The following is an 11,444-nucleotide window of genomic DNA, read 5'->3' on the forward strand; positions in this document are numbered from 1 at the left end:
CCCAGCCGCTCCCGCGTTCGCCCAAGGAACGCTCCCAAGGTCCTGGCGAACGCACTCTTCTGCCACATACCGCGCTGACCGAACCGGCCAGCGCGACCCCTCTGAATGCATGTGGGTCCGTCGTTTTGGGTATACCCCAGCACCGCACTCCGACGTGCGCCGAAAAGTGTGACTCGCGGCGGTCGCGGTCCTGGAGGGACGCGAGTCGGGGTGGGGGTATCCCCAGGACGAAGATGGTGGCTGCCGCCAGCGCGCGGCAATGCCCTACCGGGGGACGCTTGCTGTGAGGTTGCACCCACAAGCGAGGAGTACACAGGAATGGCCAGGGACCGGAAACGCGTCAGAGGGTGGAAACTGCCGGTGATGGGGGCGGTGATCGCGGTGGGAGCGGTCCTCGCCTTCGTGGCCGCCCATGCGACGCTGGCCGGGAAGCGGGATTCGGTGGTTCACGCGTTGGAACAGGCGGCTCACCCACTGCGCTCGACCGAGCCTGGGGCGGACAGGGCCGACCTGCGGGCCCTGGGCGAGATGATCGGCGACGCCACGGTGGTCGGCCTCGGCGAGGCCACCCACGGCTCGCACGAGCTCTTCACCATGAAGCAGCGCGTCTTTCAATACCTGGTGGGTGAGAAGGGCTTCACCACTTTCGCCCTGGAGCTGAGCTGGTCGGCGGGCCTGCAAATCGATCAGTACCTCCAGACGGGTGTTGGCGACGCCCGCACGATCGCGAAGGAGACGTTGACTGGCTCTCCGTGGGACCGTGAGGAGTTCGTGAGCCTCATCGAGTGGATGCGTGAGTACAACAGCCAGCATCCCGGACACACCGTCCACTTCATGGGCGATGACATCGGCGCGCCCACATTGGCCGACGGGTTCTTCGCCCGAGTGACCGGGTATGTGCAGAGCGACCATCCGGAATCGCTACCACGGCTCACCGAGCTCTACACCGGACTGCGCCCGATCGACAACGTCTTCGCCTACCTGGACAGGCCGCTTGCGCAACGACAGCGGCTGGCCACTGCGGCGCAGCAGGCCCTGGATCTGATCAGCGACCTGAAGGGTTCCGGCGGAGAAGCGTTCGACTGGGCCGAGCAGAACGCCCGATCCATCGCTCAGACCGCCGCATTCCTCACCATGGACGTCAACGATCCGAACTTGCTGGCAAGCTCCGAGCGTCTCCGCGATGAGGTGATGGCCGAGAACGTCACGTGGTGGCTGCGGCACACCGGCCAGAAGGTACTGGTGTCGGCGCACGACGACCACGTCGCCTACGTCCCCGGTGATCCCGAGATCTACCCCAAGACACAGGGATCATTCCTGCGCGACACGATGGGTGCCGACTACCTCTCGATTGGCTCCACCTTCGACCGGGGTTCCTTCCTCTCCTCGGACAATGCCCTCGGTGGCGACTGGAAGAAGTTCACCGTGGGCGCCGCCGGACCCGGCACGAACGAGTACACCCTCGACCAGGTCCACTACCGGGACTACTACCTCGACATCCGTAATGCCCCTGCCGCCGCGCGCGCCTGGCTGCACATCGTCCGGCCCACGCGCGAGATCGGGACGCAGTATCCCGTCGATCCCGAGAACATCGCGCTCGCCCGCTCCTTCGACGTCCTCGTCCACCTGCACGAGGTCCGCGAGGCCGACAAATGCAGGCCGTGAGGCCCTCGGTGTGCACCCGTCCCACCTCGACCGGCCGAGGGCTGCCCCACGCCTGGCCGACCGACGGGCGCGGCCACTGCGTGATGGTGCCGACCGCTCAGGGGTGGGGGTAGCCCCACTACGGCCTTACCGGCTTCCCGGATGGAACACCAAGACACCGAACCAGGATCGTGTTCACCATGTTCGATTTTGCACAGGCACGGCGTGACCTGGTCTACCTGCTTCCCGGCATCCTCGTCGGACTCGCCGGCTTCATCACGCTGATCTGTGGCCTGGCACTGGGCATCGCAACACTGGTGGGGTGGATCGGGGTGCCCGTGCTGCTCGCCACGCTGGGGGCGGCCCGAAGTTTCGCCACGCTCGAACGACGCCGAGTGGCGGCCGTGACCGGGCACGAGCTGCCGCCGGCCCATTACGCCACCGGCACAGGGATCGGACCGCGCAGACTCTGGGCGATACTGAAGGGCCCGCAATACTGGCGCGATCTGGCGCACGGGGTGCTGGTTATGCCGCTGTCGGTGTTCACCTGGGGTACCACAGTGATCTGGGTGTGCGCGGCAGTGGCGGGGACCCTGTATCCGGTCTACGGATGGCTGACTCCCCGTTACCCCGACACCCAGGGTCTGGCCGATCTGATGGGCTGGCACACCCTGCTGGCCAACATCATCGTGAATACGCTGCTGGGGCTTGTGTTTCTGGGCACGGGCCCGGCCGTTCTGCGTGGTCTGACCGCGGTGCACACCGGGTTGGCCCGCACGCTGTTGACCGACGAGAAGGCCGCGCTGCGGGCCCAGGCCGAGCACCTCACCGCGAGCCGCAGCGCCGCCGTTCAGGCCGAGGCACGGACGCTGCGCCGGGTGGAGCGCGACATTCACGACGGTCCGCAGCAGCGGCTGGTCCGATTGACCATGGACCTCGAGGCGGCGCGCCGCCGCATGAACGACAATCCCGACGCCGCAAAGACATTGGTCGAGGAGGCGCTCGCGCAGAGCCACGAGGCGTTGACCGAACTACGCGCGGTATCACGCGGCATCGCACCGCCCATCCTGATCGACCGCGGTCTCGCCGCCGCGCTCGCCGCCGCCGTGGCCCGCTGCCCGGTCGACACCGCGCTCGAGTGCGATCTGCGCGACGGCCAACGACTGCCCGAATCCGTGGAGAACGCGGCCTACTTCGTGGTCAGCGAGGCCCTGACCAACGTCGCCAAGCATGCGCGGGCCGACAGCTGTGCCGTGCGGGTGACCACCGATGCGACGGCGCTGTGGCTGCGGGTGACCGATGACGGAGTGGGTGGCGCCCACCGCGGGAAGGGGCACGGTCTGGCCGGTCTGGTCGATCGGCTCGCCGGGGTCGACGGCCGCCTCGACGTGCACAGCCCAGCGGGCGGACCGACGGTGCTGACCGCCGAGATACCGTTCCCCCGATAGAGTCGGTGCTCATGCGTGTAGTTCTGGCCGAGGATTCGCTGCTGCTGCGGGAGGGCCTTGTCCGGCTGCTCGTCGAGACGGGCGCCACCGTCGTCGAGGCGGTCGGCGACGGAGAGGCGCTGCTTCGCGCAGTGGTCGAGCACCGGCCCGACGTCGCGGTCACCGATGTGCGTATGCCACCGTCGTTCAGCACCGAGGGGCTGCGCGCCGCGTTGGAGGCACGGCGCCGGGTGCCCGGCACAGCGGTGCTGGTGCTGTCGCAGTACGTCGAACAGACCTACGCCTCCGACCTGCTCGCCGAGGCCGGCCTGGGCGGCGTCGGCTACCTACTCAAGGACCGGATCTCCAAGCTGGAAGAGCTGTCCGACGCCCTGCGCCGGGTGACCGACGGCGGCACCGTGCTCGATCCCGAGGTGGTCGCCGCGCTGTTCGCCCGGCGGCGACGCGGCCCGCTGGACGAGCTGACCCCGCGGGAACGGGAGGTACTCGCGCTGATGGCGGAGGGTCGCACCAATCGGGCGATCAGCAAGCAGCTGACGATCACCGAGGGCGCCGTGGAGAAGCACATCTCCTCGATCTTCACCAAGTTGCGCCTGCCGCCCTCCGACGATGACCACCGCCGCGTGCTGGCCGTGGTGACCTGGTTGCAGTCGTAGCCACCGGCGGTCGCGGATCATGATGCCGTTCGTCAAGGGGGTTGAGGGACAGATCCGCGAAAAGTCACGCTAGGCCAGCGCCCGGAACCCGTTGCGGCACAGAACGTCCGCTATTGCCGATGAGCATGCACTCCGAACATGCCGTGCCGCGGCTGATCAAAGTCCACCGGCCGCCACAGGTTCCCTTGCCGGTTGGTCCCGCGTCATGCCTGGGACCTGCGGGGCGGACGAACGAATCGGTTACGGGTGAACGATTGTGAACACGCAATCCGAATCCTTCGTAAACCCCGCAGAGCCCCAACTCGACCGGTTGGCCTCTATTTCACCTGTCCGTGATCACGGCTGGCCGGTGGCCCACGCTTGTACCGCGTCGGAGAACTCCGGGCCGCCCGTGACGTATCCGCCGATGAGTCCACCGATCAGCGCACCCACGGGGATGGCGATCCCCCATATAAGGAACATGCACGCCCCGAGGAGGCCGCCCACGATGGCACCGGTGACGATGCCAGGCAGGTTCTTGTTGATCTGCTCCTTGAGTCGGTCGTAGGAGCTGATGTCCTTCAGTTGCGCAATATCTTCCGCTGCCGGGGTCGGTGTCAGCGTCAGGGTGCGGCCGTCCGCACCGATGTGCTGCGCAATCGCGATCGAACGCCCGTCGACCTCGAACCATTGCGGCACTTCGGTTACCGCCGCTCCGTCGCCGGACTCGAGCACCGTGGCACCGTTCTGTGCGGTCTCGAACTTGCCATTCTCGACGGTGGTGACAATGACCCTGTCGACTGGCGAAACGGTGATCCGGTAGTTGATTCCATGATCCACACCGGAAGTTGTGTCCCCCGAAGTCACCGCAGTCGGCTGCTCCGATATGTCCGGCTCTGCATGGGCGGTTGCCGCGGTGATACCCACGGCCGAGATGGCCATGAAGACGACAGCAGTGATTTTCTCGAACTTCATTCCTCGAACCCCTCCACTCAGCTGCCCCTGATGGGCGGACCGAGTCAGACCTTAGGCTTCGAATTCAATGGTGTGTGGTACGCCACACACAGTTCTGATTCACTACACTCCTGTTTCCCATGTGAACGGCTGAGAAGCCGCATCCGGCGCGGTCCCAATCGGCCGGAGCGGGCGCGGCCGGCAGCGAGACCAACTGCGGCCCAGGACATTCTCTTCTGCCGAATCGAATGCAGTGAAAGATGCTGTCCGAGTGGACTGTTCAACCCGGCAATGCACAATTTGTCCAACTGCCGGTAACGAGCAACCTGCGGCGACGACTGGAGCCATTCATCCGGTGACCGTCCCTGGCTGTGCCCGGTGTAAATGGTTTCCCCTGTGAGCTCGAGCCTGTACGGATGCCCGAATCCAGCCAATGCCGCTGGGGCATAGGAATTCTCGGGTGCGTGGGCCCGATCGCGGGGTTCGATCACTGCTGCCAGATCTCTCGGGACCCCGTACGTGGCGAAATCCTTGTCGACAGTGGCCAACGGTGCCGGTCCGCGGCTTGCTGATCGTGCCGGTGGGGATCGGGCTGCGTGGTGGAACCGGCTCTCGAGGGGCCGTTCCGTGCCCCGGCACCCGGTGCGGGGCTTCTTCGCCGGCGAAGTCCCGATGTCCGAACGGAACCCCTTGCGGAAGACCCCTCCTGAGAGGGCTAATTGGTATTCGAGGATTCCGCCCCGCCGCGTCGACTTGTCCAGCGGTCCGAGCGCGATCGAGTGCGCTGGGCGAGGTCGTCCGGTACCACTACAGCGAGGTTGTCATGACCAAGAAATCGAGTGCGCTGGCAACAGCCCTGGCGATTGCATCAGTCATCACCGCCGGTGCGGGCGCGGCCACAGCCGAACCGGCACCTGCTCCCGTAGCGGAGCAACGGTCCGAAGCCATGGCCGGCTTTTCCGCTCTACCCTGCTTACCCTGGATCCTTCCGCCCGCCGTCAACGTCAGTGCGTTCCTGATCTGTCTCGCGTAACGTTCGCGCTATCGTCTGCATCGCCCGCGTCGTCGAGTATCAGGTGTCGACTGGTCCACGGGAGGTCCGAACGTGTGGCAGCGGCACTGACTCGACCCTGTCATTCGTGACTACATTCGATCGGCATTGCCGAGCAATAAAGCAGCTATTTGACTTACGCCCCGCGCTCTCCGAACCGGCCAGCGGGTGCGGCCGGTGGCGAGATCGACTGCCGTACCGCACGGTCAGGTGATGCCGCGGGACGTGATTTCCCCGGGAACACACCCGACCGCATGTCACGTGGACTCGGTCAGCCCTGCTGGGGCTCGGCGGCCGGGGCCCAGCGGTTGGCGGTGAGGGCGTAGCCGGGCAGCGCGTCGGTGGACATCTTGGATTCGTAGATGCGCTGGTAGCCGGTGCTCGCGATGCGCCAGACGCCGTCCTCGCGGCGGTAGGTGTCGTGGTAGTAGGCCGCGCCGCGGATCAGCAGACCGTAGTCGGCGGCGATCACGGTGTCCTCCAGACACCAACTGCCGGAAGCGGTATCGCCGTCGACGGTGATTTCCGGGTGGTTGGCGACGTGCACGGTGATGATGTTCCCGCTGAGCGCGCCGCGCATGAAATCCACGATCTGGTCGCGGCTGGTGAACTGGGCCGGCAGTCCGCCCGAGGGCGATCCGTAGGACCCGACGATGTCCGCGCAGAGCGTATCCCCGAACTCGTCCCACTGCTTCAGATCCAGCGTGCGCAGGTAGCGATACTTGAGTGCGCGAATCGATTCGAGAGCTGCAAAATCCATACCGCAATGTAGCCGAATCGGACGTCTACCTACCAAGCATTTGCTACGGTTCGGACATGATTTCCACCCTGGTCTGGGGCACGGGCAATGTGGGCCGTGCCGCCATCCGGGCCGTCGTGGCGCATCCGGGTCTGGAGCTGACCGGCGTCCTGGTCCACAACCCGGCCAAGGTCGGCCGTGACGCCGGTGACCTGGCCGGACTGGACAGCGAAGTGGGGATCGCGGCGACCGCCGATATCGACGCCGCGCTCGCGGCCGGACCCCGCGCCATCGTGTACGCCGCCTCCGGCGACATCCGTCCCGACGATGCCCTCGCCGATATCGAACGCGCCCTGCGTACGGGGGCCGTGGTGGTCACGCCCGCGCTCTACGCGCTCTACGACCATCGCAGCGCTCCGATCGAACTGCAGGACCGGGTGTCGGCGGCCATTGCGGAGGGCGGCGGCGCCCTGTTCGTCTCCGGCATCGACCCGGGCTGGGGCAACGATGTCCTGCCGCTGCTCATGAGCGGCCTGGGCAGCAGCGTGGATGTGCTGCGCTGCCAGGAGATCTTCGACTATTCCACCTACGATCAGCCCGACTCGGTGCGCTACCTGGTCGGCATGGGCCAGCCCCTGGACTATCAGCCGCCCATGCTCGCTCCCACCATCCCGACCATGGTGTGGGGCGGGCAGATTCGGATGATCGCGCGCGGACTGGGCGTGGCGCTCACCGACATTCGCGAGGTGGTGGAGCGCCGCGCGCTGGACGAGACCGTCGAGACCGAGCGCATGGGCAAATTCGAGGCGGGCACCCAGGGCGCGGTGCGTTTCGAGGTGCAGGGCATCGTCGACGGCAGCCCGCGCATCGTCATCGAGCACATCACCCGCATCCACGCGAGCTGCGCCCCCGACTGGCCGCATCCGCCCAGTGGTGCGGGCGCGCACCGCGTGCTCATCGAGGGCCGCCCGCGCATCGAGATCACCGTGCAGGCCACCGACGAGGACGGCAATCACTCCGCGGGCGGAAACGCCACCGCCGTGGGCAGATTGGTGAACGCCATCCCGTGGCTGGCCGACGCCGAGCCCGGCCTCTACGACGCCCTCGACGTCCCGCTGCCGTTCGGCACTCTCGGAAGGAACCCATCGGCATGATCATCGACATTCCCGAGGGTAAGGACCCCATCGGCTACGTGTGGGGCGAAATGGTGCCCGGCATCGGCGTGGCGGCCTCCAACTTCTCCCTTGCCGTCTACTCGCACAGCACCCTGGGACTGCGCGAATTCGAGGCCGCGCGGCTGCGCATCGCCCAGATCAACGGCTGCCTGTTCTGCCTGGACTGGCGCACCGATCGCAATGGCGAGAAGGTCGAGGAGTCCTTCGCCGACGACGTGACCGAGTGGCGCACCACCGAATCCTTCGATGACCGCACCCGGATGGCCGCCGAGTATGCCGAGCGCTACGCCCTCGACCACCACGACCTCGACGACGAGTTCTTCGCGCGGATGAAGACGCTCTACTCCGACGCCGAGATCGTCGAACTGTCCATGTGCCTGGGCTCCTGGCTGGCCTTCGGCCGCCTCAACCACGTGCTCGGCCTCGACGCCGTCTGCGTGCTGCCAGGACATACCGCGCAGCAGTAGCGCAACGGCCGGGGTGCTGCCCGCCCCTGCTCGGCAGCACCCCGGCCGGCGGCCGCGTCAGTTCCTCCGGTTGAACACGTCGGTTCCGAAGCGCGGCAGACCTGGTGCGGCGGCATAGCCCAGATACGGCAGGCCGAATCGATCCTCGATGCTCGCCAGCAGCGAATAGTGGTTGTACGGCGTGTCACTGAAGGTGCCCGGCGTCACCGACTGGGGTGAGATGACCAGGGCGCCCACCCGGCCGCCGCCGAGGCCGGCGATACCCGGCAGGGCGCTGTTCGGGCCGGGACCCTCACCACAGCAGGCCGAGGAATCCTGTTGTGGCCCATCGGATTCGTCGAAGGTGATGATCAGGATCCCGTTCTGCTGGAAGGCCGGGGCCGAGGTGATCACCGGAACCCACTCCCGCAGCCAGAGATCCGCGGACGCCAGCCCGCCCGGAGCGCCCGTGACACAGGGGGAGTCGTGCCCGTCGTCGCACAGGTCCGGGGTGATGTAGGCGAAGTTCGGTGTCGTATCCGGCTGTGCCAGATCGCTCTTCAGCGCACCGAGATCGACCACCTGCTGCTGGCAGGCGGGCGAGTCGACGATTTCGTGGAAGTACACGAACGGGTTGTGCCGGGCCGCGTACTGGCTCGCGACGGTCGCCTTCTGGGTGGTGTCCTGGCTGTTCAGGGCTGGATGGCGGCAGGGTGTGCCCATATCCTCCATATAGCCCTTCCAGCTGCGGCCCGCCCCCGTCAGCTGCCCGGCGAGAGTCGGCACCGACGCGGGGTACACGCAGCCCTGACCGACCGCCTGGCCGGGCGGAACCGTTCCCGCGCCGGTGAAGTCGCTGTAGATCTGGCAGTCGGCCTGGGTCTCGGCATTCGGTCCCTGACCGGACATCTGGGCGATGTAGTTGTCCAGACTGTTGTGCCCGATGCCGTAGTACTGGCTCAGCAGCACCCCCTCCGACCGCAGGGTCTTGCTCAGATACGGTGCGGCCGACGCCGGTCCCCAGGTCTCGTCGTACCCCTTGTTCTCCAGCTGGATCACGAAGATGTGCGGCGCACCGGGATCCGCGCTCGCATGCGGACCGTAGCCGACGGCCAGCGCGGCAATCGTGAACACCAGCACCACGATGAGTTGGCCGAGCCGGCGCATCACAGACTCCATCCCGTCGATGCGGCCACGGCGCGCAGGGTATTCCACTGCTCGAAGTCGGCGACCACGGCCGGGGCGCACACTCCCGGCGGTGCGGGCGGCACATTCCATTGCGGCGCAGCGAGATTCGGGGCGCTGCCGAAGTCGAGCACCTCGGCGATATTGCGGGCGGCGGCGTCGCGCGGGGTGAGGGACGGCAGCCCCCACCGCCATTCGATGGCCTTGAGCACCGAGGTGTGGTCGTAGACCTCGTGGGCCACGTGCCCGCGCCGCGCCAGCGGGGAGATCACCAGGCACGGCACCCGGAATCCGCGCAGCCCCCAGTCCGGGTTGGCGTCCGGCGCGACCTGCGGTGGCACGTGGTCGAAGAAGCCGCCCCACTCGTCGTAGTTGATGATCAGCAGGGTGCGCGACCAGGCCGGGCTGCTGGTGACGGCCTGATAGACCTGGTTCAGGAACGCCTGTCCGGCACGGATATCGGCGTGCGGATGATCGTCGGCCGAGGTGCCGGTGTCCTCGTCGAGGAACTTGGGATCGACGAAGGAGACCGCGGGCAGCGTCCCGGCCGCGCAATCGGACAGGAAGGTCGCGAACGGGCGTGAGATGGACAGGTACTTGCTGCCCCACAGCGCCAGGAACGGCGTGTCGTAGAAGTAGTAGCGGCCCTGAATGCCGGCCGCCGCCAGGCGATCCCAGATGGTCGGCAGGGTCGAGATGGTGGTCGAATTGTGGATGCGGTCCGTTTGCGCGGCATGCTGATAGAAGCGATTCGGATAGGTCTCGGCCATGATCGCCGAGAAGTAGTTGTCGCACACCGTCCACGCCGGCGCCGCATTTCCGTAGAAGCCGAGATCGCCCTGCTCGTAATAGCCGATCGAGAATTCGTCGTTGGTTCCGGCGCGCAGCCAGCCGTCGCACCTGCCGTCGTTGTACTCGACGCGGCCGCCCTCGAAGGAGTGGTCGGGATCGTTGTACTGGCAGCCCTGCGTGGTCGCCAGGTGGAAGGTGTTGTGTGCCAGGCCGTTACGGTCGGTGAAGGTCAATCCGGCCTGCCTGCCGTTCGCTCCGGGCAGCCAGCCCAGGTAGTGGTCGAACGAGCGGTTCTCCATCATCACCACGATGATGTGGTCGATACCGGAATCCGCGGGCGCGGGCAGCGAGGCGGCGGAGGCGCGCGAGGCCGTCGATCCGAGGGCCGCGCCGACCGCGAGGGCTCCCGCTCCGGCGAGGACCGTTCGGCGGCTGGTGGTGGTACTTCGAAGAAAATCTGTCACGGGTTATGCATCGCGCCGAGGATTACCGGCGAGTAACCAGTGTGGCGAAATTGAATGAGGAACAGATGAACGCGTCAACTATTGGGCGTGCGACCAAATTAGTATGGCATGTCCGGCATTTCCTGCCCACCCCACATTCCGTCCTTGCTGGGCCGTTGGCGGGGGAGTACTCTGGCCAGAGTAAGTGGATACTCTGATCAGAGCACTCGGAGGTGAGTGTGGCTGGGAAACGGGCGTTCCGCCGGGTCAATCCCCTGGCACTGGCCGTACTCGTGCAGCTCTGGGAGCGGCCGATGCACCCGTATCAGATCTCGCAGACCCTCAAACAGCGGGGCAAGGACGGCAGCGTGCGGATCAATTACGGCGCGCTGTACCCGGTGGTCGAATCACTGCTGAACCAGGGTTTCATCGAGGTCGTCGGCGCCGAACAGGACGGCAACCGGCCCGCGCGGACCGTGTACCGCATCACCCCCGACGGTGTCGTCGAGATGCGGGACTGGTTGCGCGCCTGGATATCCGAACCCGAGAAGGAATACCCCCGGTTCATGGCCGCGCTGTCGTTCCTGCCCGCGCTCGGACCCGACGAGGCCGTCGCCCTGCTGCGGCGACGAGTCACGGTGCTGGACAAGCAGATCGCCGAGATCCGCACCGCCACCGACGCCGTCGTCTCCTGGCTGCCCGAAGTGCTGCTCATCGAGGGCAACTACGAGATGCACATGCTCACCGCCGACCGCGACTTCACTGCCGCCCTGGCCGCCCGCATCGAATCCGATGAACTGGGCGGCATCGAGGGCTGGCGCACCATGGCCGCCCTGGCCGCCGAATACCCCGCCGGCCGGGTGCCCCCGGACATCGGCGACAAGCTGCTCGAGGAATGGGGGTTACCGGCACCGCCGACATGAGCCGGGCAA

The 11,444-nt window shown here is 66.7% G+C and carries 11 protein-coding genes; 7 read left to right on the forward strand and 4 right to left on the reverse strand.

Annotated features, from left to right (window positions below; all coding sequences use genetic code 11):
- Positions 1-318 precede the first annotated feature (318 nt).
- The 3 genes from ACIRRA_RS02950 (at position 319) to ACIRRA_RS02960 (ending at position 3,748) form a co-directional block, all read left to right on the forward strand.
- Complete coding sequence (locus ACIRRA_RS02950) at positions 319-1,665, forward strand: erythromycin esterase family protein (protein WP_402762281.1); 1,347 nt, start codon at positions 319-321, stop codon at positions 1,663-1,665.
- A 179-nt stretch (positions 1,666-1,844) separates the two neighbouring features.
- The gene (locus ACIRRA_RS02955; RefSeq protein WP_402762284.1) at positions 1,845-3,092 is read left to right on the forward strand and encodes a sensor histidine kinase; all 1,248 of its coding nucleotides are present in this window, start codon (positions 1,845-1,847) and stop codon (positions 3,090-3,092) included.
- Positions 3,093-3,103: 11 nt separating this feature from the next.
- Complete coding sequence (locus ACIRRA_RS02960; protein ID WP_402762287.1) at positions 3,104-3,748, forward strand: LuxR C-terminal-related transcriptional regulator; 645 nt, start codon at positions 3,104-3,106, stop codon at positions 3,746-3,748.
- 336 nt (positions 3,749-4,084) lie between these two features.
- On the opposite strand, the gene ACIRRA_RS02965 is transcribed toward ACIRRA_RS02960, so the two are convergent.
- Positions 4,085-4,702 (reverse strand): hypothetical protein, encoded by a 618-nt coding sequence (locus ACIRRA_RS02965; RefSeq protein ID WP_402762289.1) that lies wholly within the window; start codon positions 4,700-4,702, stop codon positions 4,085-4,087.
- A gap of 802 nt (positions 4,703-5,504) precedes the next feature.
- Here ACIRRA_RS02965 and ACIRRA_RS02970 point away from each other — a divergent pair.
- Positions 5,505-5,714, forward strand: a complete 210-nt coding sequence (locus tag ACIRRA_RS02970) for a hypothetical protein (RefSeq protein WP_402762292.1) — start codon at positions 5,505-5,507, stop codon at positions 5,712-5,714.
- A 289-nt stretch (positions 5,715-6,003) separates the two neighbouring features.
- Here the strand turns inward: ACIRRA_RS02970 and ACIRRA_RS02975 are convergent, their stop codons facing one another.
- Positions 6,004-6,492: a nuclear transport factor 2 family protein gene (locus ACIRRA_RS02975; RefSeq protein WP_354850854.1), complete on the reverse strand. Its 489-nt coding sequence runs from the start codon at positions 6,490-6,492 to the stop codon at positions 6,004-6,006.
- A gap of 56 nt (positions 6,493-6,548) precedes the next feature.
- Between ACIRRA_RS02975 and ACIRRA_RS02980 the strand changes: the two genes are divergently transcribed.
- On the forward strand, positions 6,549-7,625 hold the full coding sequence (locus tag ACIRRA_RS02980) for a dihydrodipicolinate reductase (protein ID WP_357007090.1): 1,077 nt from the start codon (positions 6,549-6,551) through the stop codon (positions 7,623-7,625).
- Positions 7,622-8,113 (forward strand): carboxymuconolactone decarboxylase family protein, encoded by a 492-nt coding sequence (locus ACIRRA_RS02985; RefSeq protein ID WP_402762295.1) that lies wholly within the window; start codon positions 7,622-7,624, stop codon positions 8,111-8,113. The genes ACIRRA_RS02980 and ACIRRA_RS02985 overlap by 4 nt, the downstream gene beginning before the upstream one ends.
- A gap of 57 nt (positions 8,114-8,170) precedes the next feature.
- Here the strand turns inward: ACIRRA_RS02985 and ACIRRA_RS02990 are convergent, their stop codons facing one another.
- Together ACIRRA_RS02990 and ACIRRA_RS02995 are read right to left on the reverse strand one after the other, a co-directional pair.
- Positions 8,171-9,259: an alkaline phosphatase family protein gene (locus tag ACIRRA_RS02990; RefSeq protein WP_402762298.1), complete on the reverse strand. Its 1,089-nt coding sequence runs from the start codon at positions 9,257-9,259 to the stop codon at positions 8,171-8,173.
- A complete protein-coding gene (locus tag ACIRRA_RS02995) occupies positions 9,259-10,533 on the reverse strand; it encodes an alkaline phosphatase family protein (protein ID WP_402762300.1) in 1,275 nt (424 codons plus the stop codon). The genes ACIRRA_RS02990 and ACIRRA_RS02995 overlap by 1 nt, the downstream gene beginning before the upstream one ends.
- 218 nt (positions 10,534-10,751) lie before the next feature.
- Between ACIRRA_RS02995 and ACIRRA_RS03000 the strand changes: the two genes are divergently transcribed.
- On the forward strand, positions 10,752-11,435 hold the full coding sequence (locus tag ACIRRA_RS03000; RefSeq protein ID WP_402762303.1) for a PadR family transcriptional regulator: 684 nt from the start codon (positions 10,752-10,754) through the stop codon (positions 11,433-11,435).
- The last annotated feature ends 9 nt before the right edge of the window (positions 11,436-11,444 follow it).

It is taken from the genome of Nocardia sp. NPDC101769, from assembly GCF_044766925.1.
GTDB lineage: Bacteria > Actinomycetota > Actinomycetes > Mycobacteriales > Mycobacteriaceae > Nocardia.